We start from the raw sequence: 25,043 nt of genomic DNA, 5'->3' as shown, positions 1-25,043 counted from the left end.
ACCGGGGTCCGGCCACGGCTCGCTGCGCCCTGCGCACCCGCCCGCCCGCCCATCTGCCTGCCTGTCTGCCTGCCTGTGGAGAGGAGTGCGCACCCCCTCTGACCTCGGCGATTACCCCGGAGGTAATCGACCCCCGCCCCGCCGGACAGGCATGTTGTCCCCACGAGCGGCGACGGGCCGCATCGGACGGAACGAGACGAGGTACGGAATGTTCGCGTGTCGGCGGGGTGTGGTGGGAGCCGTGGTGCTCGCGGTCGTCACGGGGGTGGCGACCTCGGCGACGGCGCTTCCGGGCGGGGAGAAGGCCGCCGCACACGGCGGTTGCCCGGACGTGCACGCCCAGGTCGAACTACTGGAAGGCCGGATCACCCCGAACGCCTGCGCGTTCATGCGGCGGCAGATCGCCTTCGGCGTACTGCCGACCGCCACCCCTCCGGCTGTCGGGGACCTGAACCACCCCCGCGTGAGGGCCTACCTCGACATCTTCGACGAGGACGCCACCCTCTGGGAGGCGGGCAGCGCCCCGCAGCACGGCCGCACCGTGATCGGCACCTCGATCACCGGCTCCCTGAGGCTGGTCCCCGACCTGCGGTACCGGGGCACGAACGTGGTGGCCGACGGGGCCGTCGCGATGTTCGGCCAGTGGAACGAGGCCACGGTGAAGGGCCACAAGGTGGCCTACCCGCAGATCGCGCGCAATGTCCTCGGGGACGACGGCAAGTCGCTCCAGGCCCGCCGCTACTACGACCGCTACGTCCTGTTCCGGGACACGGTCCCGGAGCTGGCGCCCGAGGGGCTGTTCGACGGGATCGCGGACTTCGGCCCGGCTCCCTCCCGGGGCCCGGCGCCCGGGCGGCTGAGGGCCGCGGAGATACCGGACCGCCTCGCGGCGTGGAACGGGGAGGACACGGACGCCCTGCTCGGCCGCATGGGCAACGCACGGCTGTCGGGGCCGGGGCTGGACGCTCCGCTGAGGACGGAAGCCGGCAAGCGGGCCTACCTCCAGCGGTTCTTCGGCACGGCGGACGTCCGCTTCCAGGCCGGCCAAGCCGCCTTCGGCAGGACCACGACCTACGTGGAGTGGCACGGCACGGTTTCCGGAGCGAAGGGCGAGGACATCCCGTTCGGGATCGTGGAGCGCTTCGGCCCGGACGGTGAGTGGGAGCTGGCCTTCGACACCCTCCCGCTGGTCGCCGACCGGGGGGAGATCGACGCGCTCTTCCGGAAGCTGGCCCAGCCCTGAGGTCTCTCGTCGAGCTGCCGCCGTCGCCCGGCAGGCGGCGGCAGCTCGACGGAAGCCCCTACCCCAGCAGACCGAGCACCCGCCCGAGTGCGTCCGCCACGGGCTGGGCCACCGGTCCCAGGCTGTTCGCGATCTGGCTGAGCCGGGCCAGGGTGAGACAGCGTTCGGTCATGGCCTCGCGGTCCAGGGCGAGCACGGGCAGGGTCTCCTCGACCGTGCGGGCCTGGTCCGGAGTGAGGTGGCTGGTGAGCGCGTTGAGTCGCGCGGTCAACTCTGCTACGGCGGCACGGAGTTCCGGGTCCTGGACGGTGCCGACGAAACCGTGGTTGATACCGATGTTCTGCGCGCCGTTCTGGTGGAAGACCGGCCCGTTGTAGGTCGAGTGGTGCGTCGGTTCGCTCACAGTCTGATCCCCGTGTTCTGGGCGCCGTTCTGATGGAAGACGGGGCCGTTGTAGTTGTTCAACTCGTTCACGTACGCGGTGAATTCGGCCTCCGGGTGATTGATCGCGTGGACGATCTGTCCGGCGATCGTCCGCAGCTCCTCCACGCTCGGCAGCGTCACCACCGCCAGGGAGCCGCCTGCCGTCTCGACCGCCAGGATCGGCTTCGCCGGTTCCACCAGCTCTTTCACGAAGTAGCCGATCAGACCGACCAGGAAGACGACGAACACCGGATTCGCGCTCTCCGCGGCCTCCGCCTCGTTCTCGGTGGCCGCCATGACCACCACGTAGGCGACCGCGGTGAACGCCAGCCACTTGAGGGAGCGGAGAAAGGTCGCACCCCGGTCCGGCTTGAGCTTGGTGGCCTCGACCCGGGTGAGGTTGTTCAGGGGGAAGGCCGCCGGGCCGATCCAGAGCATCCGGCGGTTGACCGAGACTTCCAGGACCCCTCCGGGGCGCGGAGGTCTCGGCATCGGCGGCTCCTGCTGCGGATGCCCGGCCGGAGCGTTCGGTGGGGGTGAGGTCGGCGGTGGTGGTGGCGAGGCCGGCGGCCCAGCCAGTCGGCCGGACGGCGGCTTGGGTCTCTGTTGCCCGGAACTGTCCGTTGCGGTCATACGGCTCCCCCGTACGCTCTCGCGCTCGCCCCGCACGCGCGGGAGCCCCATTAAGCAGCAATCCGACGGCGCACGGCAGGGGAGAAACGGCCATTCCTCGCAACCCCCGGCGGGCGGCCGGCATCGGCGGCCGGGGCGCCGCCCCGGGTCGAGGGGCGAAAGGGCAGAGGGGCGAAAGATGGGGGTGACGCCCCCATGCGCCCGTAGCCTCTCCCCCGCCACGATGGACGCGGGCCGCCCGACCGGGGCGGCCGGGGACGGGGAGGTGCTGAGCGGTGGCGGAGAAGGACCTGATCGACAGAGGCACAAGCCGTCGTCCCGCCGTCCCGTCCCCCGCGGCCCCGCCCGCCCGGCCTTCCCTCCCGGCCCTCTCCCCCTTCGAGGACCGGGCCGGAGCGCCCTGGTGGCTGCCCGGCGTCGTCGGGGGCCGGTCCTCCGGCGAGCCCGCCTGGGCGGCCTTCGTCCGCGAGGCCGTCGCCGCCGCTCCACGCGACGTGGTGGTCGCCGACCGCCCCTACCCCGGCCTGAGCGGCTTCGGACCGATCGTCGCACCGTTCGTCGAGGCGGCGGCGGACCGGCTCCGGGCCGCATTCACGGCCTCCGGGCCCCTGGCGGCCGACTCCGGGACGGCCGGACCCGTGACGGCCGGGGCGCCGGCGTGCGGAGCTTCCTCGGACGGAGCGGCTGCGGACGGCCCCGGGAACGGCGGGCGCGCCGCCCGGGGGACCGCCCGGGGCGGACTTTCCGCGAACGGCTCCGCGGTGGACGCGTCCTCGCTCGTACTCGCCGACTTCAGGCGGCAGTTGACGCGGCGGCTCTCCCGGATCGCGGCGCGCACGCTGGTCACCGAGCTGCACGAGGCGCGGCGGCGGGGGCGGTTGAGCGGCGAGGGGCCCGAGGAGCGCTTCCGGGACTTCGTCCGGCTGACCGCCCGCCGCGACGGCCTCCGTCCGCTCGTCACCGCCTACCCCGTGCTGGCCCGCCTCCTGGCCACGGCCTGCCTCAACACCGGGGACGCCTTCGCGGAGATGGTCGCCCGGCTCGCCGCCGACCGCCATCTCCTCGGCCCGGCAGGGGTGTTCGGGGACCGCGGCGGCTCTCCCGGCGGTGCGCTCGGCGCGGACGCCGGGCCCGGGGCGCTCATCGGCGTCGAGGCGGGGGCGGGCGACAGCCACCGCGGGGGCCGGACGGTGATGCTGCTGCGGTTCGCCGGTGGCGGGCGGCTGGTCTACAAGCCGCGACCGCTCGCGGCGCACCGGCACTTCAACACCCTGGCCGGCTGGTTCGGTTCGCTGGACGGCGCCCCGGACCTGCGGGTGCCGCGCGTGCTGGACCGGGGGGAGTACGGCTGGGCCGAGTTCGTCGAGGAGCGGCCCTGCGCCTCGGCCGCGGAGACCCGGCAGTTCTACTGGCGCCAGGGCGCTCTGCTGGCCCTGCTGCACGCGCTGGACGGTACGGACCTGCACCACGAGAACCTGATCGCCTGCGGCCCGCACCCGGTCCTGGTCGATGTGGAGACCCTGTTCCACCCGCCTCTCGGGTCCGCACGCTCCCCCGACCCGGCCGCCCGCGCCCTGCACGACTCGGTCCACCGGGTGGGGCTGCTGCCGCAGCTGCTGGTCGGGGAGACGACCGCGCTCGACATGTCGGCCATCGGCGGGGGCGGCGCCGCCTCGTCGCCCATCGCGACCGCCGACTGGGCCGACGCCGGGACCGACCGGATGCGGCTGGTGCGGCGGGCGGGCCGTTTCGCGGAGTCCGCCAACCGGCCCCGGCTGGGCGGCGTGGCCGCCGACCCGTCCGCGTACACCGACGCCCTCTGCGGCGGCTTCAGCGCCGGGTACACCGCGATCGGCGAGCACCGCGAAGAACTCCTCGGCGCGGAGGGGCTGCTGACCCTGTTTGCCCGGGACGAGGTGCGGGTCGTGCCCCGGCCGACCTGGACGTACACGACGCTGCTGGACGAGTCGACCCACCCCGACCTGATGCGGGACGCGGCCGAACGGCACCAGGTGCTGTCGCTGCTGCGCACCCCTCTCCTGGGCACGCCCGGCCTGCCCGGCGTGGAGGACGAGGAGATCGCGGAGCTGTGGTGCGGCGACGTACCGGTGTTCGCCACCCGGCCCGGCGGTACGGAGCTGTGGAGCGGCACCGGTCGTACGGTTCCGCTCCCCGCCGGCTCCGACGGCTCCTCCGGGCTCGCGCGGGTCGAGGCGAAGGTGCGCGCGATGGACACCGTGGACCGGCAGGACCAGGAGCGGATCATCCGGGCCGCCATGGTCAGCACCTCGCCCGAGCCCGCGCACCGGGCGGGGGCGGGCGGCCGGAAGCGGAGCGCGGAGCGGGCGCCGGAGCCCGAGCAACTGCTGTCCGCCGCACGGTCGGTGGGCGACCAGCTGGTCTCCCTCGCCTACCGGCACGGGAGCCGCACCAACTGGATCGGGCTGGAACTGCTCGGGGAACGCTACTGGCGGCTCACGCCGATGGCGGCGGACCTGGCGGCCGGCTACACCGGGCCCGCGCTCTTCCTGGCCCAACTCGCCGCGCTCACCGGCGTGTCCCGGTACGCGGAGGCCGCCCGTGAGGCGCTGGACCCGGTCCCGGGCCTGCTGGACGCCCTCCACGGGCGGGACGACGAACTCGGCCCCCTGGGGACCGGCGCCTTCGCGGGCCTCGGCGGCATCGCGTACGCGCTGACCGAGGTGGGCACGCTGCTGGGCGACCGGGGGGTGCTGGACCTGGTCGGCCCCGCCGTACGGCTGTGCTGTGCGGCGGGCGCGGCGGAGAGCGGGTACGGGGTGCGCGGCGGTGCGGCGGGCGGGCTGGCCGCGATGCTGGCGGTGCACCGTGCGACCGGCCGCCCGGAGGCGTGGCGGGGCGCCGTGCGGTGCGCCGACCGGCTCGTCGCCGCCCCGCCCGCGGAAACCGGGGGCTTCGCGGACGGGGCGGCGGGCATCGGCTGGGCGCTGCTGCGTTTCGCCGGGGCCGGCGGCGAGGCCCGCTTCCGGGCGGCCGGGCTCCGGGCCCTGCACGGGGCGACCGGCTCGGCGACCGCCGAACCGGTCCACGGACCCGCCTGGTGCGACGGGGCGGCCGGGATCGCGCTGGCGATCGCGGACAGTCCGCACGCCCTGGAGGACCCCGCCCTGTCCGGCTGGCTGGCGGACCGCGCCCACGCCTCGGCGGACCTCGGCCCGCTCGCCGACGACAGCCTGTGCCACGGCGAGTCGGGGCTCCTCGAACTCCTCGGCCACCGGGCCGCGCCCACCGGGCGCTCCGCGTGGATGCGCCGGGCCGGAGCGCTGCTGGCCTCGGCGGACCGGGCGGGCCCGCAGTGCGGGACGCCCGGTCGCGTACCGCACCCGGGGCTGCTCACCGGGCTCTCGGGGGTCGGCCACGGGCTGTTGCGGGCCGGGTTCCCCGACCGGATCGGCTCCGCCCTGCTCCTGCGCCCCTCCCGGGCCCCCTGAACCGCGGCCCCCGCCCACCGGGGCCCCGGCGTACGGCGGTTTCCGCACGCCGCCACCCCACCGAAGCAGACCACGCTCCAGCGTCCGACGACCACCCACCACCAGAAGATGAGGCAGAGATGAAGCACTTCGGCGAAGCGGCCCTGCAGGCGTCCGGCGACATCGCGCACGAGGGCTCCCCCGAGCACCCGGCCGGCCAGATCTCCTTGGGCGCCACCGGGGGCCTCGGTGCGCGCAGCAGACTCCTCAGCGCTTCGGAGGGCGAGAGCGGGTACAGCCACGACCTGCCCTGGACCACCATGACCGCCCCGTGGTGAACGAATCCGGCCAACTCGACGGCAATTGAGCCGGATTGGCACGCTGCCGTGGGAGTTGTCGCTCCAGTAGCCTGCGGCCATGCGAGCCACTTCGCCGGTCATCGTCGGGCGGGACGAGGAGATCGGACTCCTGAGCAGCGCCCTGGACGCCGTGCAACGGCGTTCGGGGCGCGCGCTGTTCCTCCTCGGGGACGCGGGAATCGGCAAGTCCCGGCTGGCGGGCGAGTGCGCCTACCGGGCCTACGGGTTCGGGATGCCGGTGCTGCGCGGCCGGGCCACCTCCACCGGCCTCGTCGTCCCCTTCCGCCCGCTGGCCGAGGCGCTGGCGTCCCGGTTCCGGGCGGCCGGCACCCCGACCGATCCCGAGTTGGCGCCGTACCATCCGGCGCTGGCGAGGCTGGTCCCGGAGTGGCGGCGGGACGGCGCCCCCGGCTATCCGGAGACGGTCGTGGAGCTGGCCGAGGCGCTGCTGCGGCTGCTGTCCGTCCTGGGCAGGGAGGCGGGCTGCGCGATCCTGCTGGAGGACCTGCACGACTGCGACACGGAGACCATCGCGGTCGTCGAGTACGTCATCGACAACCTGGCGGAGCTGCCGATCCTGCTCCTGGGCACCCTGCGTCCCGAACCGGGCGCCGCCCTGGACCTCGTACGCTCCGCCGAGCGCCGACAGGCCGCGACGGTACGGGAGATGGGGCCGCTGCGGGACGCGCAGACGCGGGTGCTGACCGGCGCGTGCCTGGAGGCGCGGCCCGAGGAGATCCCCGAGCAGGTCCACCGCAGACTGGCCGAACGCGCCGGGGGCAACCCGTACTTGCTGGAGGTGCTGCTCGCGGACCTGCTCGACACCGGCCGGCTCCGGCGGACCGGCGAGGGGTGGACGGCGGTGGAGCAGGAGGGCGGTTCGGTCCCCTCGGACATCGTGCGCAGCTGGGCCCGCAGGCTGGAGCGGCTGGACGAACCGGTGCGGGACCTCTTGCTGGCGTCGGCCACGCTGGGCAGCCAGTTCTCGGTGTCCGTGCTCCAGACCGTCACCGGGTTCGAGGACCGGGTCCTGTTCACGCATCTGCGGTCGGCGGTGGAGGCCGGCGTCATCGCCCCCGACGGCGCGGCCCCCGACCGCTACACCTTCCGGCACTCGCTCACCGCCGAGGCCCTGATCTCCTCGCTCGCCCCGGCCGAGCGCGCCTCCCTGGCCCGCCGCGCCGCCGAGGCCATCGAGCACTCCGGGCAGCCGCTGGACGAGGACGGGCGGCAGCTCGTCGCCGCCCTGCAACTGGCGGCCGGCAACCGGGCGGGGGCGGCCCGCCAGTTCGCGGAGGCGGGGAGACGGATGCTCGCTTCGGGGGCGCACGGCTCCGCCGTGGTGCTGCTGGAGCGGGCGCACCCGCTGGCCGCCGAGACCGACCGGGCCGCCGTCGCCGAGTCGCTGGCGGTCGCCCGTGCCGAGGGCGGCGACCTGGACGGCGCGCTGGCGCTGGCGGACGCGCTGCCGCCGGTTCCGGCGCGTTCCGAGGCCGCCGCCCGGCGCGGCCGCATCCATATCGAGCTGGCCTGGGCGGCGGTCATGGCCGAGCGCACCGCCGACGCCGCACGCCAGGCGGGGACGGCCCGCGACCTGCTCGGCCCCTCCCCCCTGCCCGGCCCGCAGGCGGCGCTCGCCGTGGTCGAGGGGCACCTGGCGCTGCTCCCGGGGCACGGGCGGCCGGACCGCGGGCCGGCGGAGGCCGGACGGGCCGTCCAGCGGGCCGCGGAGACCGCCGAGGCCGAAGGGCTGCCCCAGGTCGCCTGCCAGGGCTGGCAGTTGCTGGCGCTCCTGCGGCGCGAGGAGGGGTTCGACGCCGCCGACGCCGCGCTGGAGCACATGCTGTCGATCTCCACCGAACACGCCCTGCCGGTCTGGCGGGTGGAGGCGCTGGTGCGGTTGGGGGCGAACGCCTTCATGCGGACCGGAGACGCCTCGCGCCTGCTGTCCGCGCGGGCGGCGGCCACCGATCTGGGCGCGCTGCGGCTGACCCGCACGGTCGACGGGCTGCTCGCGATGAACGCGGTGATGTGCGCGCGGTGGGAGGAGGCGCAGGAGATCCTCGACCGTTCGACGGAGGCGAGCGCCCGGGTCGGCGATCTGTCCACCCACCGCTACCTGCTGCTGGCCGGGGCGACGATGGCCGCGCACCGGGGACGGCGGCGGGAGATGGACCGGGCGCTGGCCGCGTTCCGGCGGGCCGGGGGCGAGCGGTCGCTGCTGGTGCCGCTCCGCGCGGGGCTGTGCCGGGGGTTCGGGGCGCTTTTGGAGGAGGACCGGGAGCGGGCGGCGGCGAGCCTGGACGAGGTGCTGGCCTGGGAGGCGGACCACCCGAGCTACTACTACCTGAGCGGGCGGTACGGGCTGCGCCCGCTGCTGCGGGTGCTGGCGGGGACGGCGGACCGGGCGGAGCTGGAGGAGGCGCGGTCGGCGCCGGGGGGCTGTCTCGCCTGGAACCGGCAGTTCCTGGAGCTGGCCGACGCGGTGCTGCTGGGCCGGGAGGGCGACGCGGCGGGGGCGGCCCGGCTGATGGCGGCCTTCGACGCGCTCTCCGCGCCCTTCCCGGTCGCCCGCCATCTGGGCCTGCGGCTGGCGGCGGACCCGGCACGGGCGGACGGGTGGGGCGAGCCGGTGGCGTGGCTGCGGGTGGCCGAGGAGTTCTTCTACGGGGCCGGGGTGCAGCCGGTCGCCTCCGCCTGCCGGGCCGCGCTGCGGCAGGCCGGGGAGAGCGTGGGCCAGCACCGGGGCGGCTGGGACCGGATTCCCTCCCCGCTGCGGACCAGCGGGGTGACGCCGCGCGAGTACGAGGTGTTCGTGCTGCTGCCCGAACGGCCCGGCAACCAGCAGATCGCCCGGCGGCTGTCCATCTCACCCCGCACGGTGGAGAAGCACATGGCCAGCCTGCTGAACAAGACGGGGCGGGCGGACCGGGCGGCGCTGTGCGAGTTCGCCGCCGAGTGCGCGGTCGAACCGGCCTGAGCGGCGGCGGAGTCGAACAGGTCTGAGCGGCGGTGCGGTCGGACCGGCCTGAGCGGCGGCGGGGCCGGACGCGGGGGCGTGCGGGGCCCGAGGACCGTCGGCCGGGTTGGGGGCGGGCCGCCTCCGGGCACGGGGCGCCGGGGCCGGAGCGGGGCACGCGCGGGCGGCCGGTGCGGGGCCCGGGGCGGCGGTATGGGGGCGCCGGGCGGTTTCGGTCGGGTGTGCGGGCGGAAAATGCGGGTGGCGCCCCGATGTGCGGGGGCCGGGCCCCGCCGCACGATCGGGGCGTGCGTACGGCCCAGACCGCCGCCCGACCCCCACTCCGGAGGCCCGCCGATGTCCCGACCTCCCGTCCGTACCGCTCCCGCCGGTGCGGTGCACTTCTCCCTCCTCGGCCCGCTCACCGCTCGGCTCGACGGCCGTGAGCTGCCGCTCGGCCCGCGCAAGCAGCGGCTCGTCCTCGCCACGCTGCTGGCCCGCCCCAACACCCCCGTACCGGTGGACGTGTTGACCGACGTCGTATGGCCGGACGATCCGCCCCGCACCGCCCGGAAGAACCTCCAGGTGTACGTCAGCGCCGCCCGCACCCTCCTCGGCCCGGCCGGGGACGGGGGCCGGGAGCGGGTGGTGCACGGGTGCGGGGGCTACCTCCTGCGCATCGCGGAGGGCGAGTTGGACACCCTGCGCTTCGGGTCGCTGGCCCGGGCGGGGCGGGCGGCGGCCGAACGGGGCGATCTGCCGGGGGCGGCCCGGCTGCTGCGGGAGGCCCTCGACCTGTGGGAGGGCCCGCCGCTCAATGATCTGCGGGACTCGGCCGGGGTGGCCGAGGAGGCGGACCGGCTGGAGGCCCGCTGCCTGACCGTGTACGAGGACTGGGCGGAGGCCGAGATCGAGCTGGGCCGGGCGGCCGTCGCGGTGGACGGGTTACGGGACCTCGTGGAGCGCCATCCGCTGCGGGAGCGGCTGCGGGCCGCCTGGATGAACTCCCTGCACCAGTCGGGCCGGCAGGCCGAGGCGCTGGCGGTGTTCGACGACTACCGGCAGTTGATGGCGCGGGAGTTGGGCCTGGAGCCGAGTCCGGCGATGGCGGCGCTCTACCGCTCGATGCTCGGCCGCGGGCGGGAGCCCCGGCGGCCCGCCGCCGCCCGGGAGCAGGCGGGGCCGGTGGCGCTGCCCGCCGGGACCGGGGCGTTCGCGGGCCGCCGCGACGAACTGCGCGACCTGCTGGACGTCCTGGGCGGCGGCGAGGAGCGGGTGGTGGTCGTCTCGGGCCCCGCCGGGGCGGGCAAGTCGGCGCTGGCGGCCCGGGCGGCGCACCTGCTGGCCGACCGCTTCCCGGACGGCCGGGTCCAGGTCCGGGTGCGCCGGGAGGACGGTACGGCACGCAGCCGGGCGGAGGTCCTGGCGGAGCTGGGGCGGCTGTGCGGGGTGGCGGGGCCGGCCCCGGGGACGGAGCAGCCGTCCGGGGCCGCCGCCGGTGACGTGCTCGCGGACGCCTGGCAGAGGTGGCAGGCCCGCCGCCGTGCGCTGGTCGTCCTGGACGACGTCCCCGACGAGGCGTCCGTACGGGGGCTGCTGCCCCGGTCCGGGGCGTGTTCGGTCCTGGTCACCGCCCGGGGGCAGCTGCCCGGCCTCGCCCCGGTCCACCGGATCGCGCTGCCCGCGCTGGCGGACGGGGAGGCGCTGGAGCTGCTGGGGAAGCTGATCGGGGCCGGCCGGCTGCGGACGGACCCGGGGGCGGCGCTGCGGATCGTGCGGGCCTGCGGGGGGCTGCCGCTGGCGGTCGAGGTGAGCGGGATGAGGCTGGCGGTGCTGCGCCACCTGCCGCTGGCCGAGTACGCGGACCGGCTCGACGACCCCTCGGGCGCGCTGGACGAACTGGTCGCCGGGGACGTCTCCGTACGGCGGCGGATCGCGTCCGGGTGGCAGGACCTGTCGGAGGGCGACCGGCGGGTGCTGGCGCGGCTGGCGGGGCTCGTGGCGGACGGGGGCTTCACCCTCGACCGGGCCACGGCGGCGCTGGGCTGCGGGGAGCGGGCGGCGATCCGGGCCGTCGAGTCGCTGATCGATGCCGGGGCGGTGACCTCCCCCGCCGGTGAGGTCACCGCCCATGCCGCCTTGTACGAAGTTCCGCGTCTGCTGGGCCTGTTCGCCCGGGAGCAGGAGGGCCGGGAGGGATCAGGGGCGGCGGACCGCGCCGGCGCGGCGGAGGCCGCCGCCCCCGTGGCGGGCGCCGGCCCGGGCCGGGGTCCGGCTTCGGGGGCGGCCCTCATCCCAGGGTGAGCAGCGTCAGCAGATCGTCCGCCCGGCGGCCGTCGTCCCCCGGGGCGACGGCCGCCCCCGCCTCCGCCCCTGTGCGTCCGCCGCCGCCCGGCCCGCCGTCCGCGCCCGCCAGGAAGTGCAGGGCCAGGAGCAGCCCCGCCGCCCCCGTGGCCAGGTCGGCGGAGCAGCGGCGCAGTCGGGCGCCCGGGACCAGGAGGCGGTCCCCGTCGGCGACCAGGTGCCAGGACAGATTGCGTACCGAGGCGCGCACCTCGGGCCCGGCGGGCCGGCCGGCCTCCTCCAACTGCCGTGCGGTGGCGACGAGTCCGGCCCGCCCGGTGAAAAGGCCCGGCTCGCGCACGAATTCGTTGCCGCAGCCCCTGCGCACCCCGGGCAGCAGGGCGGCGAGTGCGGGCGCCTCCTCCCGGGCCAGGTAGGCGCGCGCGACGAGGGCGAGGCCGCCGCTGCCCTGGTCGAGGTAGAGGAGGTGGCGGCGGCCGTCCTTGACCTGGACGGTGCCGTCGTCCATCGTCACGCAGTGCCCGGAGTCCCGGTACAGGGCGGTGCGGGCGGCGCGCAACAACCACTCCTCGCCGGTCAGCGCGTGCAGGTCGAGGTGGAGCAGGGCGACGCCGCTGAGTCCGCGCAGCAGTCCGGCGGACGGCGGGACGGCCAATCCGCCCGGCACGGTTTCGCCGCGCACCAGGCAGTCGAGCTGCCAGGCGGTGCGCAGGGCGGTGTCCACCAGCTCCTGGTCCGGCGCCCCGGGCCCGGCCGCGGCCAGGCGGAGAGCGGCCAGTGCGGTGCCCGCGCGCCCGGTCAGCAGGTCGGCCGAGGGCGAGGGACGGCCGGCTTCGAGGGCCCGTGCGAACAGTTCGCGCCCCTCGTCGGGGCGGCCGAGCAGGGCCAGCGTCACGGCCGTGCCGGGCAGTCCGTCGTACAGGCCACCCGGGGAGGCGGGGTCGCGGCGGCGGGCGGCGGCGGCCAGCCAGTCGGTCCACCCCGCCGGGACAGGCGCCCCGACGCGGTGGAGGGCGTAGAGGACTCCGGCGGCCCCGTGCGCCAGGTCGCCGCCGCCGGTGGCGAAGCCGTTCGGGTCGCCGGGGAAGAGCCGGTCGCGGCGCTCCGGTGTGGCGCCCGCGTGGATGCCCGCGATCAGCCGGGTCCGCAGTGCGGCCCAGTCCGGGGCGGGTCCGCCGAGGAGGGCCGCGATCTCGCCCTCCCGGTCGGCGGCGCGCCCGGCGGTCCGCAGCAGGGCGGGCCGGGCCGGGCCGGCGTCGGGTGCCAGTCCGTAGCGCCCCCGGGCCCATGCCTCCAGCGACACCGCCTTGGCCCGGTCGTGGGAGGCCATCTCGGTCAGCGGCATCAGCATGGTGAGCCAGGTCGCCCACAGGGCGTAGGCGTCGGCCTCGGCGCCCGGCGTGCCGGGCGGCGCCTGGAGACCGGGCGCTCCCGCCAACGGGGTGCGTTCGTCGTCGAGTTCGGCGGCGTACTCGAAGTCGACGAGCGCGAGGCGCCCGTCCGGCCGCAGGATGATGTTGGAGGGGTGCAGGTCGCCGAAGCGCATCCCCCGGCCGTGGATCTCCCGCACCGCCTCCGAGAGTTGGGCGGTGACGTGGTCCACCCAGCGCACGTACGGGGCGAGTTCGTCCGCCGTACGGGCTCCGCGCACCAGGGCGAAGCGGGCCACGATCTCTTCGAGCAGCGTGGCGCCCTCCACGTACTCGGTCGCCAGGAACCGGTGCTCCCACACGGTCCGTACGCCGTACACCTCCGGTACGCAGTCGAGCCCGGCGAGCGCCGTCAGCGCCCGGTGCTCGCGCTCCAGCCGGGTCACGGCGTCGTCGCCCACGGCGTCGAGTCCGCAGTGCGGGCGGGCCTCGCGCAGCACCACCCGGTGGCCGGTCTCCCGGTGCCGGGCGAGGTAGATGCCGCCCGCGTTGGAGAACTGGAGGGCCTCGGTGACGGTGTACGGGAAGGAGTCGTCGCGGGCGGCGGCGCGGGCGGCGAGGTGGGGCCGCAGCAGCTCGGGCACCCGCACCCAGGCGGGCGTACGGAACACCACCCCGCGCTCGTCGGGCACGAGCTCGCCGGAGGGGTGGCGCAGGGCGGGCACGCGCTCGCCCCGGGCGTCCCGGCACCAGCGGTCGACGAAGGAGCCGTACCGTACGTAGACGGGGGCGTCGCCGATGCGCAGGTCGCTCAGGATGTACGGTCCCCGGCGGCCGGCCAGGACCCCGGTCAGCTCGTCGAGCAGGCGGGCCAGGGCCGCCTCGTCCGGCGGGTAGAGGGTGAGGAACTTCCCCGCGCTGCCCCGGGACATGTACTTCCCCGACATCAGCAGGAGCGCCTGCTCGCTGCGGAGGAACTTGAACGGCACCCGCTGCCGGAGGCAGATCCGCGCGGTGTCGCGGAGGGTGGCCGCCGCCTCACCGGGGACGGTGGAGACGTGGATCTTCCACCCCTGTTCGGCCGGTTCGCCGTCCTCGGGCAGCAGGGACGTCCACAGCCCCCCGGCCACGCGCCGCCATCCGGCGGGCGGTTCGGCCGTGTCGAGGGGGTAGCGGGTTTCCTGGTCGGGAAGGCGGGCCGGGGTGTCGTAGTACCGGCGGTCGGCGAGGCAGTAGAGCTGGGTCTCCTGGATACCGGGCACGGCGTTCCTCCTCAGGGTGCGACGCCGGGACCGGCGGCTTCGTGGGCGGGGCGGGCCGGGGCGTTCGCCAGGGGCGGGGACGTCGCCGGCGGCGCGCCGGGGGCCGCCGGGGCCACCCCGTACGGGCCGGGCGCGCCGAGCGGCTCCCGGGCCTCGTGGACCCTGTGGGCCCTGTGGACCCCCTCGGCCTCGTGGACCTCGTCGGCCTCGTGGGCCTCGTGGACCTCGGGAGCCTCCGGCGCCGCGGGCGGCGGGACCGCGCCCGTCCGGACGGAGGGGGCGAGCGTCATGACCGCCGCCGAGACGGCCAGCACCGCGCCGACCACGCCGAAGGCGTTGCGCGGGCCGAGCGCGGTCAGCAGCGCGCCGCCCGCGAGCGGGCCGAACGGCTGGACGATCGAGGACAGGAAGGAGGCCGCGCTCTGCACCCGGCCGACCCGGTCCTCGGGGGTGACGACGAGCAGGGTCGACAGGAAGCCGATGCTGGCGACCGTCGAGAGGCACATGCACACCGCGCACAGCAGCCCCGCCATCAGCGGGCTGCTGAGCCAGGCCAGCGCCCCGGCCGTCACCACGCAGCTCCAGCAGGTGACGACCAGCAGGGGCCGGATGCGGCGGTCCGGGGAGAGCCGGGGCGCCAGGAGCGCCCCGGCGAGCGCCCCGGCGGAGACGCAGGTGATGACGAAGCCGCCGCCGAGCCCCGACCGGCCGCCCTCGGAGAAGACGGCGAGCGCCGTGAAGGTGAGGGCGCCGAAGGCGAAGTTCATGCCGAGGCCGAAGACCAGCAGAACCGTCCGCAGGTAGGGAAGTCGCCAGAGGAAGCTGAGCCCCGCGGTGAGTTCGGCGCGGCTGAGGACCGAGCCCGCCTTCTTGCGGGCGGACGAGCGGGTACGGACGAGGGCCACGCAGACGGTCGACAGGAACAGCCCCAGGAACTGGGCGGCGAAGGGCAGCACGTCGTGGAGGCCGAAGAGCGCGCCGCCGACGAGCGGGCCGACCAGCCGGACCGTGGCGGTACGCGCCTGGAGCCGGGCGGTCGCCGTGCCCATCTGGTCCGGCGGCACGACCGCGCGCAGCAGCCCGAAGGCGGCGGGGGCGTAGACGCTGTTGAGGACGGCCCCGGCGGTGGCGACCAGCAGGACGAGCGCCATGGGGGCGTGGCCGTTCCACACCGCGACGGTCAGCGCGGTGACCGCGAGCAGGCTCCCCACGTCGCACAGCCGCATCAGCCGTCGGCGTTCGACCCGGTCGGCCATGACCCCGCCGGGCAGCATCGTGATCAGCACGGCGCAGATGGACACGGTCCCCACCGTGCCGGCCTGCACGGGGGAGCCGGTCTCCTTGAGGATGAGCAGGGGCAGCGCGAGGGCCCCCATCTGGCTGCCCAGAACGGCGAACAGGCCGCTCATCCAGAGCAGCCGGAAGTCCCGGTTGGAGCGGAGAGGCGTGGCCATCGGCAGGCTCCCTGAGGTGGGCGGGTGGGCGGGCGGGCGGCATGACGTGCGGCAGGTCGAGCGGGGGTTCGGCGGTACGGAGGGGGCGCGGCGGCCCGGCGGGGCCGGGCGGTTCGGCGGCGAGGCGGGCGCGGCGGGGTCCGCACGCGACGGGGCGGCAGGGGCGCGGAAGCGCGGCGGCCCGGACGGTGCGCGGAACCGCGGCCGGGGGGTGCGGTGCGCGGAAGCGCGGCGGGGCGGCCCCCGCCGGTCGCGGAGCCGCCCCGTACCGCCTGGCCGCCGGCCGGGCGCCGCGGGAGCGAGGTGTCGGCCTCGCCCGGCCGTGGCGCCCGGCCCGGAGGGTCAGCGCTGCGCTTGGACGACGCTCAGCACGCTGATGCAGTTGCCGTCGGTCTGCTCGCCGCCCTGCACGGACGTCTCCTGGAGGTCCAGGACGGAGTGCGCCTCGACCTCGGGGGTCTCCTCGCCGGTGGGCTGGGTGTTCTCGGACATGGTGGTCTCCATCCACTCGTCACTGCGGGAAGGCCGGAAATTGGCCGGCGTCGCGGGAGGACCGCAGGCTCGTCGCCCTCCGCGGCGGAACCGGGACCGGAGCCCCGGGGAACACGGCCCCGGGTCCGGTGTGCGAGGCCCGTCGCGCGGGACGGACCGGGGGAGGTCAGTTCTCGACGACGCTCAGCACGCTGATGCAGTTGCCGGGGGGCGCGATGATGTCGCGGTCGCCGTGGACGGACGTCTCCTGGAGGTCCAGGACGGAGTGCGCCTCGACCTCGGGGGTCTCGTTGGTCTCGTCGCCGGCCGGCTTCGTGTTCTCGGACATGGTGGTCTCCATCCACTCGTCACTGCGGGACCCGGGACCGCGGAGGGCGGAGCCCTCCGGTGCCCGGTGCGGCGGGCCTGGTGCCTGCCGTTGCGGAGAACGTTAGGAAGCCGGGCCTGGCGATCGCTTCGCCGCCGGTATGGCAGCGGTATCGGACCAGCTCCCGGTGGTGGGGGCCGGTCCGGCGCGGCCGGGCGGGGCGCCGGGAACCCGCCCCGACCTGGGCCCATACCGCTGCCGAAGCGCCGTCGGACCGTCCTCGAACCGGTGGCGCCCAGCCTGGGTACGCGCCCGACGCGCCCCGGCCCCGAAGGAGGCGGCCCGCATGGAACTCGCCGAACTCGTCGCACGGCGGCCCTTCCCGGCCGGCGGTCTGCTGATCGGCCTCACCCGGCGCTGCCCGCTGAGCTGCGGGCACTGCTCGACCGGGTCCGGCCCGCTCACCCGCCAGGAGCCGGACCCCGGTCAACTGGAGCGGTTCGTCTCCTCGTTCACCGGGGAGAACCGGCCGGACGTGGTCATGCTCACGGGCGGGGAGCCGCTGCTCCTGCCCGCGCTGGCGGAGCGGCTGAGCACGCTGGCCCGGCGCACCGGCTCCCGTACGGCGCTGCTCAGCGGCATGTTCTTCGCCCGCGACGGCGGCCCCCGGAGCGGGGCGGCCCCGCGCGGCGGTACGGCCGGGGGCGGCCCCCGCGGGCGGGGCGGGGCGGCGATTCCGCCCGCCATCCTGCGCGCGATCCGCTCCGTCGACCACTTCTCCGCCTCCCTCGACGTCCACCACGAACGCGAGGTGTCGCGCGCCGAGGTCTTCCGCGCCCTGCACCTCGTCCGGGAGGAGGGGGTGGCCGTGAGCCTCCACCTCACCGGGACGGGCGGCTCCGACCCGTATCTCGCCGGCCTCACCCGCGCCGTGCGGGAGGAGTTCGGGGGCGAGGTGCCGTGCCTGGTCAACGAGGTGCGGCCGTTCGGCCGGGCCGCCTCCTGGGCGCGCGCGGCCCGCACCGGGCCGGACCCCGCCGAGGCGTCCCCGTGCTCGATGGCCGCCTGGCCGGTGGTCGCCTTCGACGGCCGGGTGGTCGCCTGCTGCAACCAGGACACCGTCGACCGCAGGCCCGTACCGCCCCACCTGGACCTCGGCCACATCGCGGAGGACGACTGGGGGACGGTACGCCGCCGGGCCCTGGAGTCCCCGATGCTGCGCATGCTCCGCACGGTCGGGCCCGCGCATCTGGCCGCCCGGTACGGCTCCGGCCCCCGGCCGGGCTCCTACTGCGACGGCTGCCGGGCGCTCGGCGGCGACGGGGCCGCGGCGGCCGGGGCCCGTGCGGTGGCGAGCGGGGCGGCCGGGGCGCTGCTGGACCTGACGGCGGCGCTGCGCGGCTCCCGGGAGGGGGCGCGGGGCGTGGTCCGCCGCCACGGCTGCGCGGCGTACGCGCCCCTGGTCGTCGCGGGTCCGCCAGGTCCGCCGGGCACGGACGCCCCGGACGGCACGGGCACGGACGCCCCGGACGGCACAGGCACGGAGGCCGCCCGATGAGCGCCCCGGCCGGCGGCGGCGCGAGGACCACCGGCGCGCGCTCCGCCGCCCCGGGGGCCTCCGCCCGGCTGCGGACCAAACTCCTGCTGCTGGAACCGGAGTTCCGGGGGGCGACGGCCCACATGTGGCGCGCCGACGACCTCGCGGCGCGCTACCGGGCGTACCTGTGCGCCATGCACGCCGTCATCCGCGCCTCCGTCCCGCTGATGGGGCTGGCGCTCGACCGCGCCCGGTCCCGGGCCTTCTCGGGCGACCCGCTCGCGGGGCCGCTCGCCGCCTATCTGGAGGAGCACATCCGGGAGGAGGAGGGGCACGACGCGTGGCTGCTGGAGGACCTGCGGGCGGCGGGCGGCGCCCCTGAGGACGCGCTCGGCCCGTTGCCCTCCCCGCTGATCGCCTCGCTCGTCGGCTCCCAGTACTACTGGATCGAGCACCACCACCCGGTCGCCCTCCTCGGCTACATCGCGGTGCTGGAGGGGTACGCGCCCGCCCCGGGCCTGACCGCCCGGGTCGCCCGGTTCACCGGGCTGCCCGCCGCCGCCCTGCGGACGGTGCGGGAGCACGCGGCGCTCGACTCGGAGCACCTGGACGAGCTGTACGCGCTGCTGGACCGGCTGCCGCTCGGCCGGGACCGGGAAGCGGCCGTGGCCGTCAGCGCCCTGCACTCCCTCGACGCGCTCACCCGGCTGTTCGTCCGGCTCGGGCGCTCCGCGCCGACGCCGTCGCCGCGGGGAGCCGGACCCGTCCCACCGATGGGAGTCACACCATGACCGGACCACCCGAGAGCGGCGGACCTCCGCCGCTGCCCGCCGCGTTGTACGAGGCGGGGTTCCCCGTGGACCTGCTGACCGAGGAGCAGCGCGAGGTGCTGAGCGAGCTGACGCCGGATGAGCTGGCGCTGCTGCTGGACGTGAAGAGGAGGCTGGACGCCGTGGGACCGGAGGTTCAGGCGCACGGCGAGATCGCCGGCGGCGCCCTGTTCTGACCGGGGAAGGACGGCCGGTGGCCGGTGACCGGCCCACCGGCCACCGGCCCCGGCGCCCGGCCCGCGGATCAGCGGTACGGGTCCGGCGCGGGCGCCCCGGCTCGTACCGCTGCCGCCCGCCCCGCTGCGACGCGCGCCTCCGCGAGCCGCCCGCCACCCCTGACCGCACGGCCTCCGGGAGAGAAGGACCCGCCATGAACTGCCCCTCGTGCCAGCAGGACCTGCCGCCCACGGCCCGGTTCTGCTCGTCCTGCGGGACACCGTGCGCACCCGCCGGGGCCGCCGCGCCGACCGGGCCCGCCGGGACGCCCGTCGCGGGGCAGGCCCCCGTCGCGCCGCCTTCCGGGGACGAACGCAAGCCGGTGACCGTGCTGTTCTGCGATCTCGTCGGCTCCACCGCCCTGTCCGGGGTGCTCGACCCGGAGACGTTGCGAGCCGTGACCCTGCGGTACTTCGAAGCGATGAGCGCGGAGATCGTGGCGCGCGGCGGCACCCCGGAGAAGTTCATCGGGGACGCGGTGATGGCCGTGTTCGGCGTCCCCGTGGTCCGGGACGACGACGCCCGCCGGGCGCTGGCGGCGGCGCTCGGGATGCGGCGGGCGCTGGCCCGGCTGAACGAGGAGCTGGACGCCACCCTCGGGATCGAGCTGGCCACCCGGATCGGCGTCAACACCGGCCAGGTGGTGGCGGGTTCGGACCGGACCGCACGGCAGGCCCTGGTCTCGGGGGAGACCGTCAACATCGCCGCCCGGCTGGAGCAGAACGCGGGCCGGGGGGAGATCCTGATCGGGCCGGAGACCCTGCTCGCCGCCGGGCCGACGGTGAGCGCCGAGCCCACCGGGCCGCTGCGGCTGAAGGGCAAGCGGGACAGCGTGGAGGCGTACCGGCTGCTCGCCCTGGGCGCGGACGACCCCGAGCTGCTGCGCCGCTTCGACGTCCCCTTCATCGGGCGCACGCGCGAACGGCAGGCCCTGGACGCCGCGCTGGAGGCCGCCGTGCGCGAGGGCGCGGCCGGGCCGCTGCGGGTCGCCGGGGAGGCGGGCATCGGCAAGACCCGGCTGGTACGGGAGTGGCTGGCGGAGCGGTCGGCGGCCGGCGCACTGGCGTACGGCGCGGGACGGTGCCGCAGTTACGGGGACCACGGCACCCTCGCCCCGCTGGCCGACGCGGTGCGTTCGCTGATGGCGGCGACCGCCGCCGCCCCCTCCTGTGCCGCGGCCGCCCCCGGCGCGGCGGGGAACACGGCGGCCGACGCCGCGGAGGGGCTGGCGGTGGACGACGCGATGGCCCTGCTGTCCGGGGGCCTGCTGCGCGACGGCACGCCGAACGCGCCCTTCGAGGACATGTGCGCTGCCCTGGCCGCGGTCCTGGGCCGGGCGGCCCGCCACCGCCCGGTCGTGCTGGTGCTGGACGACTGGCACGCGGCGGCCCCGCTGCTGGTCCGCACGGTGCGCCGGTTGACGGACGGCACGGGGTGCGCCGGGGTGCTGGTGCTCTGCGCCGGACGCCCGGACGGGCCGGACGGGGACGACGGCCTCCCGGCCGGTGCGCGCCGGCTCCAGCTCACCGGGCTGGCGCACGGGGAGGCGGCCCGGCTCGCCGCCGCTCTCACCGGTCCGCAGGGCGGTCCGGGCCCGCTGGACGGCCGGCCCCCGGGGCGGGCCGGGGACCGGCCCCCGTATGACGAACGGCTCCTGGCGCGAGCCGGGGGCAACCCGCTCTATCTGGAACAGCTCCTGGTCGGCGACCGTACGGACCGGACGGGCGGGGCGGGAGAGGAGGACCTGCCGCCCACGCTCCAGGCGCTCCTGGGCGCGCGTATCGGGGCGCTGGCCCGGCCCGAGCGGGAAGTGGTGGACCTGGCGGCGGTGATCGGACGGGAGTTCACCGCTCGGGAGCTGGCCCGGCTGGAGCAGTCCGTACGGAGCGGGGAGGGCGGCCCGGCCGGTCCCGCCGGAGCGGCCGGAGCCGCCGGCCCGGCCGCCGATCGGCGTCGGCGCGTGGAGCGGGCGTTGGAGGTGCTGGGCGGCCGCCGGCTGGTCGAGTCGGGTCCTCGGGGGGACGGGGCGGAGGCCGTGTACCGGTTCAGCAGCGGTCTGGTGCACGAGGTCGCGTACGCCTCCCTCTCCAAACGGGCCAAGGCGGAACGCCACGCGTGGGCCGCCGAGTTGCCGAGTGTGCTGCGCAGCGGCGACGGCGCGGTCGGCGGCCACCTGGAGCGCGCCTACCGCTACCGCGCCGAGCTGGGCCTGCTGGACGACCGGGCGCGCGGGCTGCGCGACCGGGCCGCCGCCGCGCTGGGCCGGGCCGGGGCGCAGGCCGCCGCCCGGTCCGACCTGCACTGGGCCCACGGCCTGTTGGAGCGGGCGGTGGACCTGTGCCCGGCGGACCCGGCGGCGACACGGCGGCTGGGCGAGGTGCGGGTGGCGCTCGGCCGGACCGCCGAGGGGGCCGAACTGCTGCGGGCCGTACGGGACTCGGCGGCCGACGAGGTGGAGGCCGCGCACGCCCGGCTGGCGCTAGCGGTGCTGGACCCGGGCGGCCCGGGGCCGGGACCCGCCGCCGTGGCCCGTACCGTGCTCCCGGTGTTCGAGGCGGCCGGGGACTCGGTGGGCCGGGCCCGGGCCCACGTGCGGCTCGCCCAGCAGTTCCAGCGGTCCGGGCGGCACGAGGAGGCGGAGCGGGACCAGGCGCGGGCCCTGGAACACGCGGTGCTGGCCGGGGCGGAACCGGAGCGGGCCGGGGCGCTCGGCGCGATCGGCATCTCCCTGTGGCGCGGCCCGGTCCCGGTGCCCACCGCGGTGATCCGCTGCCGGACGCTGCTGGCGGCGCACGGCGCGGGCCGGCCCACGGTCCGGGTCACGCTCAACTGCCCGCTGGCGGTGCTGTACGCGCTCCAGGAGCGGACCGATGACGCGCACGGCTGCCTGGCCGAGGCGGAACGGCTCGCCGGGAAGCTGGGGTTCGCGGAGGCGGAGGTCTTCCTCCCGGTGTTCCGGGCGACGGTGGAGGCGCTGCGCGGCGACCACGCCACCGCGCTGGAGCTGCTCGACCGGGCGGACGCGGCGGCCCGGCGCACCGGGGCCGCCGGGATGCGGACGGCGGTGGCCCTGGACGCGGCCCGGCTGGAGCTGGACGAGGGCCGGGAGGGGAGGGCCGCGGCCCGGCTGGCGGAGGTCGGGGACACATCGGGATTGAGCCGTGCCGACGCGGTGGACCTGGCGGGCCTGCGGGCCCGGCTGGCCGTTCGGGAGAGGCCCGGGGAGGCGGCCCGCCACGCGGAGCAGGCGGTACGGGCCTCGCTGCTCACCGATTCCCCGCTGGTGCAGGCGGCGGCCGAGCTGGACCGGGCCCACACGCTCGCCGCCCTGGGGCGGCTGCCGGAGGCCGAGGCGTCCGCCCGGGCGGCCGAGGCGCACTACACCGGCAAGGGGCATCTGCCGGGGGCGCGCCGGGCCGCCGCGTTCCTCGCGCACCCGGCCGGACCGATGGCCACGACGAGGAGAGGAGCCGGCCGATGACGACCACGGAACCGGATCGGACACCGGCGGGACCGGGCCCGACGCGGACGGGCCCGGAGGGGGCTCCCACCGCTCCGGGCACTCCGGGCACTCCGGGCGCTCCGGGCGCGACCCGTACCGCCCCGGGACGGGGCCTGACCTGGAGTCTGCGCGGGCGGGGGCCGGAGGACGTACCGGTGCTGGCGGACGCCGGGCCGCCGCTCGGCCGCCCCGCCGGCCCCGCCACCGGACGCGGCGTCCGCGTCTGCGTGGTGGACTCGGGCGTGGAGCGGGACCATCCGCTGGTCGGCCCCCTGGCCGGGTCGTGGGTGGTCGTCAAGGACGGGGAGAGCGGTGCGATCACCGTCGAGCCGACCACCACCGGGGACACCTGCGGACACGGCACCGCGTGCGCGGGCATCGTCCGGCGGACCGCCCCGGAGTGCGAGATCCACAGTGTGCGGGTGCTCGGGGAGCGGTTCTCCGGCACCGGCGACGTCCTGATGGCCGGGCTGCGCTGGGCGGTGGAGCAGCGCTTCGACATCGTCAACCTCAGCCTGTCCACGACCCGCACCCGCTTCGCCCAGGAGCTGCACGACCTGGCCGACAGCGCCTACTTCGCCCGTACGGTGATCGTCGCCTCCGCCCACAACACCCCGGTGGAGAGCTTCCCGTGGCGGTTCGCCTCGGTGATCTCGGTGGGCAGCCACCAGGAGGACGACCCCGGCCTCCACCTGTACAACCCCGACCCGCCGGTGGAGTTCTTCGGGCCGGGCCAGAACGTGTCCGTGCCCTGGCTCGGCGGCCGGACGATCCGCACCACGGGGAACAGCTTCGCCACGCCGTATGTCGCCGGGCTGTGCGCCCGTGTCCTGTCCGCGTACCCGCGGATGACGGCCTTCCAGCTCAAGAACGCCCTCTACCTCTCCGCGGCCAATGTGCGCCACGCGCCGCGCCCCACCCCTGCGGCAGGAGATGTCCGTGATGACTCCGAGAACTGAATCCGCCTCCGCCTCCCCCCTCTCCCCCACCGCCCCGGTCGCGGACGCCCCGCGCAACGAGCTGCTCCAGTCGGTCGTCGACGTGGCCCGCGCCATCTTCGGGGCCGAGGCCAGCTCCGTCTTCCTGCTGGACGAGGAGGCGGACGAGCTGGTCTTCCAGGCCGTCTCCGGGCAGGGCGAGGAGTTCCTCGTGGGCCGCCGGTTCCCGGCGGGGCGCGGGATCGCCGGCTGGGTGGCGACATCGGGCGAGCCGATGGTGGTGGACGACCTGAGCGACGACCCGTCCTTCGATCGCTCGCTGGCGGAGTCGACCGCGTACGTACCGAACTCCCTGATGGCGGCCCCGCTCATCAGCGACGCCCGCGTCCTGGGGGTCCTGGAGGTGCTGGACCCCTCCCCGCAGGCCCGGTCGGGGGTGCGGGAGCTGGACCTGCTCGCGATGTTCGCCCGGCAGGCCGCCGCCGCGCTGCGGGTGCTCACCCCGCAGCGGGTGCGGGAGGCCGAGGAGCGCGCGGTGTTCGGCGGACCCGCGCTGGAGGGGGCGCGGCGGGAGGACGCGCTGCGGCTGCTGGGTAGCCTGGAGCGGCTGCTGCGCGGCGCCGGCTGAGCCGGTCCGCGTACGGCGTCGCGCGGACCGGGTCGCGCACGGGAGCCGCCGCTCGCGCGCCGGGCCGCGTCGCCCGCCCCCGGGAGTAGCCATCGGACCGGCGGGGCAGGAGCGGGGCGTCGGCACAAGGGAAGGACACGCACGATGAAGCTCGCTTTCTCCACGCTCGGGGTGCCGGGGACGCCGGTCGCCGAGGTCGCCCGGCTCGCCGCCGGGAACGGCTACCAGGGAGTGGAGTTGCGCGTCCACCCCGAGGACCCCGTCCACCTGGGGCTCTCCTCCCTGGAACGGGCCGACGTGGTGGAGACGTTCAAGGCCGCCGGAGTGGAGATCGTGGCCCTCGCCGGGTACGTCCAGGTGGCCGCCGAGGGGGACGACGAACCGGTCCTCGCGGAGTTGTCCGCCCTGCTGGAGCTCGCCCGGGACCTGGGCGCCTCCTCCGTCCGGGTCTTCCCCGGCGGCGGCGACCAGGACCGGGAGGAGGCCGACGCCACGGCCGCCCGACGGCTCGGCGCGGCCGCCCCGGCCGCCGCCGACATGGGCGTGAGCATCCTGCTGGAGACCCATGACACCCACCGCGGGGGCCTGGACGTCGCCCGGGTCGTCGCCCTGGTCGGGCATCCCCGGGTCGGCGCGATCTGGGACGTGCTGCACACCTGGCTGGCCGGTGAGGAGCCGGTCGCCAGCCACGCGGTGCTCGCCCCGCACCTGGGGTACGTCCAGGTGAAGGACGTGGCGTCGGCGGACGACCTCACTCCGCTGCCGCTCGGCGCCGGGGTGCTGCCGCTGAGGGAGTGCCTGGACGGGCTGGACCCGCAGACGTGGGTGTGCTGGGAGTACGAGAAGCGCTGGCACCCGGGGGCGGCGGAGCTGCCGGGGCTGCTGGGCGCGGGACGGGAGCACCTGCTGCGGATCGGGGCGCCGAAGCAGTAACGGCCGTCGGGCGTGCGGGGAAGGGCGCGGCGGGTTCGGGGACGGAGAGGTGCGGGGCGGGCACGCGCGGCGGGGCCGGCGACCGAGGAGCACAGGGCGGGGTCGGGGACGGAGAGGTGCGGGGCGGCCGGGCGCCGCTCCGGGCTCCGGGCCCCGGGCCCGCCCACTCTTTCGGCTGCGCGCCGCTTCGGTGTCGGCCCGCCC

Annotated in this window: 18 protein-coding genes; 12 read left to right on the top strand and 6 right to left on the bottom strand. The window is 76.8% G+C overall.

Annotated features, from left to right (window positions below):
* The first annotated feature begins 241 nt into the window (after positions 1–241).
* Positions 242–1,243: a hypothetical protein gene (locus ACH4K1_RS27455; RefSeq protein ID WP_398092256.1), complete on the top strand. Its 1,002-nt coding sequence runs from the start codon at positions 242–244 to the stop codon at positions 1,241–1,243.
* Between the two features lie 58 nt (positions 1,244–1,301).
* Here the strand turns inward: ACH4K1_RS27455 and ACH4K1_RS27450 are convergent, their stop codons facing one another.
* Positions 1,302–1,646: a hypothetical protein gene (locus ACH4K1_RS27450; RefSeq protein ID WP_398092255.1), complete on the bottom strand. Its 345-nt coding sequence runs from the start codon at positions 1,644–1,646 to the stop codon at positions 1,302–1,304.
* The gene (locus ACH4K1_RS27445) at positions 1,643–2,158 is read right to left on the bottom strand and encodes a DUF6232 family protein (protein WP_398092254.1); all 516 of its coding nucleotides are present in this window, start codon (positions 2,156–2,158) and stop codon (positions 1,643–1,645) included. Before ACH4K1_RS27445 ends, ACH4K1_RS27450 begins: the two co-directional genes overlap by 4 nt.
* Before the next feature lie 416 nt (positions 2,159–2,574).
* On the opposite strand from ACH4K1_RS27445, the gene ACH4K1_RS27440 reads away from it, so the two are divergent.
* The 4 genes from ACH4K1_RS27440 (at position 2,575) to ACH4K1_RS27425 (ending at position 11,370) form a co-directional block, all read left to right on the top strand.
* Entirely contained in the window at positions 2,575–5,769 is a 3,195-nt protein-coding gene (locus ACH4K1_RS27440) for a type 2 lanthipeptide synthetase LanM family protein (protein WP_398092253.1), read from the top strand.
* Positions 5,770–5,888: 119 nt separating this feature from the next.
* Complete coding sequence (locus ACH4K1_RS27435; protein WP_398092252.1) at positions 5,889–6,086, top strand: hypothetical protein; 198 nt, start codon at positions 5,889–5,891, stop codon at positions 6,084–6,086.
* Between the two features lie 79 nt (positions 6,087–6,165).
* A complete protein-coding gene (locus ACH4K1_RS27430; protein ID WP_398092251.1) occupies positions 6,166–9,087 on the top strand; it encodes an AAA family ATPase in 2,922 nt (973 codons plus the stop codon).
* A 336-nt stretch (positions 9,088–9,423) separates the two neighbouring features.
* Positions 9,424–11,370: a BTAD domain-containing putative transcriptional regulator gene (locus tag ACH4K1_RS27425; protein WP_398092250.1), complete on the top strand. Its 1,947-nt coding sequence runs from the start codon at positions 9,424–9,426 to the stop codon at positions 11,368–11,370.
* On the opposite strand, the gene lanKC is transcribed toward ACH4K1_RS27425, so the two are convergent.
* The 4 genes from lanKC to ACH4K1_RS27405 all read right to left on the bottom strand — a co-directional run bounded on the left by lanKC (position 11,357) and on the right by ACH4K1_RS27405 (position 16,276).
* Positions 11,357–14,002, bottom strand: coding sequence for a class III lanthionine synthetase LanKC (lanKC, locus tag ACH4K1_RS27420; RefSeq protein ID WP_398092249.1), 2,646 nt, complete (start codon positions 14,000–14,002; stop codon positions 11,357–11,359). The genes ACH4K1_RS27425 and lanKC overlap by 14 nt on opposite strands.
* Before the next feature lie 11 nt (positions 14,003–14,013).
* Positions 14,014–15,456, bottom strand: a complete 1,443-nt coding sequence (locus ACH4K1_RS27415; RefSeq protein ID WP_398092248.1) for an MFS transporter — start codon at positions 15,454–15,456, stop codon at positions 14,014–14,016.
* A 342-nt stretch (positions 15,457–15,798) separates the two neighbouring features.
* Positions 15,799–15,948 (bottom strand): hypothetical protein, encoded by a 150-nt coding sequence (locus tag ACH4K1_RS27410; RefSeq protein WP_398092247.1) that lies wholly within the window; start codon positions 15,946–15,948, stop codon positions 15,799–15,801.
* A 166-nt stretch (positions 15,949–16,114) separates the two neighbouring features.
* Complete coding sequence (locus ACH4K1_RS27405; RefSeq protein WP_199876400.1) at positions 16,115–16,276, bottom strand: hypothetical protein; 162 nt, start codon at positions 16,274–16,276, stop codon at positions 16,115–16,117.
* 325 nt (positions 16,277–16,601) lie between these two features.
* Between ACH4K1_RS27405 and ACH4K1_RS27400 the strand changes: the two genes are divergently transcribed.
* From ACH4K1_RS27400 to ACH4K1_RS27370, 7 genes are all read left to right on the top strand, one after another.
* Positions 16,602–17,813: a radical SAM protein gene (locus tag ACH4K1_RS27400; RefSeq protein WP_398092246.1), complete on the top strand. Its 1,212-nt coding sequence runs from the start codon at positions 16,602–16,604 to the stop codon at positions 17,811–17,813.
* A complete protein-coding gene (locus tag ACH4K1_RS27395) occupies positions 17,810–18,583 on the top strand; it encodes an iron-containing redox enzyme family protein (RefSeq protein WP_398092245.1) in 774 nt (257 codons plus the stop codon). The genes ACH4K1_RS27400 and ACH4K1_RS27395 overlap by 4 nt, the downstream gene beginning before the upstream one ends.
* Positions 18,580–18,798, top strand: a complete 219-nt coding sequence (locus ACH4K1_RS27390; protein ID WP_398092244.1) for an aroma-sacti cluster domain-containing protein — start codon at positions 18,580–18,582, stop codon at positions 18,796–18,798. Before ACH4K1_RS27395 ends, ACH4K1_RS27390 begins: the two co-directional genes overlap by 4 nt.
* Before the next feature lie 194 nt (positions 18,799–18,992).
* The gene (locus ACH4K1_RS27385) at positions 18,993–22,319 is read left to right on the top strand and encodes an adenylate/guanylate cyclase domain-containing protein (RefSeq protein ID WP_398092243.1); all 3,327 of its coding nucleotides are present in this window, start codon (positions 18,993–18,995) and stop codon (positions 22,317–22,319) included.
* Positions 22,316–23,299, top strand: a complete 984-nt coding sequence (locus ACH4K1_RS27380; RefSeq protein ID WP_398092242.1) for a S8 family peptidase — start codon at positions 22,316–22,318, stop codon at positions 23,297–23,299. The genes ACH4K1_RS27385 and ACH4K1_RS27380 overlap by 4 nt, the downstream gene beginning before the upstream one ends.
* Positions 23,283–23,906 carry a GAF domain-containing protein gene (locus ACH4K1_RS27375; protein WP_398092241.1) on the top strand — a complete coding sequence of 208 codons (624 nt, stop codon included), beginning with the start codon at positions 23,283–23,285 and terminating at the stop codon, positions 23,904–23,906. Before ACH4K1_RS27380 ends, ACH4K1_RS27375 begins: the two co-directional genes overlap by 17 nt.
* A gap of 144 nt (positions 23,907–24,050) precedes the next feature.
* Complete coding sequence (locus ACH4K1_RS27370) at positions 24,051–24,839, top strand: sugar phosphate isomerase/epimerase family protein (RefSeq protein WP_398092240.1); 789 nt, start codon at positions 24,051–24,053, stop codon at positions 24,837–24,839.
* Positions 24,840–25,043: the final 204 nt, after the last annotated feature.

The sequence above is a fragment of the Streptomyces sp. NPDC017448 genome, assembly GCF_044330565.1.
Classification (GTDB): Bacteria; Actinomycetota; Actinomycetes; order Streptomycetales; family Streptomycetaceae; genus Streptomyces.
Note: the sequence above shows the minus strand (reverse complement) of the source record. Positions and strands in the feature narration are given on the sequence as shown.

Coding starts and splice junctions, on each gene's coding strand:
- ACH4K1_RS27445 (WP_398092254.1), bottom strand. CDS start 2,158: ATGCCGAGACCTCCGCGCCCCGGAGGGGTCCTGGAAGTCTCGGTCAAC.
- ACH4K1_RS27435 (WP_398092252.1), top strand. CDS start 5,889: ATGAAGCACTTCGGCGAAGCGGCCCTGCAGGCGTCCGGCGACATCGCG.
- ACH4K1_RS27430 (WP_398092251.1), top strand. CDS start 6,166: ATGCGAGCCACTTCGCCGGTCATCGTCGGGCGGGACGAGGAGATCGGA.
- ACH4K1_RS27425 (WP_398092250.1), top strand. CDS start 9,424: ATGTCCCGACCTCCCGTCCGTACCGCTCCCGCCGGTGCGGTGCACTTC.
- ACH4K1_RS27415 (WP_398092248.1), bottom strand. CDS start 15,456: ATGGCCACGCCTCTCCGCTCCAACCGGGACTTCCGGCTGCTCTGGATG.
- ACH4K1_RS27410 (WP_398092247.1), bottom strand. CDS start 15,948: ATGTCCGAGAACACCCAGCCCACCGGCGAGGAGACCCCCGAGGTCGAG.
- ACH4K1_RS27405 (WP_199876400.1), bottom strand. CDS start 16,276: ATGTCCGAGAACACGAAGCCGGCCGGCGACGAGACCAACGAGACCCCC.
- ACH4K1_RS27400 (WP_398092246.1), top strand. CDS start 16,602: ATGGAACTCGCCGAACTCGTCGCACGGCGGCCCTTCCCGGCCGGCGGT.
- ACH4K1_RS27395 (WP_398092245.1), top strand. CDS start 17,810: ATGAGCGCCCCGGCCGGCGGCGGCGCGAGGACCACCGGCGCGCGCTCC.
- ACH4K1_RS27390 (WP_398092244.1), top strand. CDS start 18,580: ATGACCGGACCACCCGAGAGCGGCGGACCTCCGCCGCTGCCCGCCGCG.
- ACH4K1_RS27385 (WP_398092243.1), top strand. CDS start 18,993: ATGAACTGCCCCTCGTGCCAGCAGGACCTGCCGCCCACGGCCCGGTTC.
- ACH4K1_RS27380 (WP_398092242.1), top strand. CDS start 22,316: ATGACGACCACGGAACCGGATCGGACACCGGCGGGACCGGGCCCGACG.
- ACH4K1_RS27375 (WP_398092241.1), top strand. CDS start 23,283: ATGACTCCGAGAACTGAATCCGCCTCCGCCTCCCCCCTCTCCCCCACC.
- ACH4K1_RS27370 (WP_398092240.1), top strand. CDS start 24,051: ATGAAGCTCGCTTTCTCCACGCTCGGGGTGCCGGGGACGCCGGTCGCC.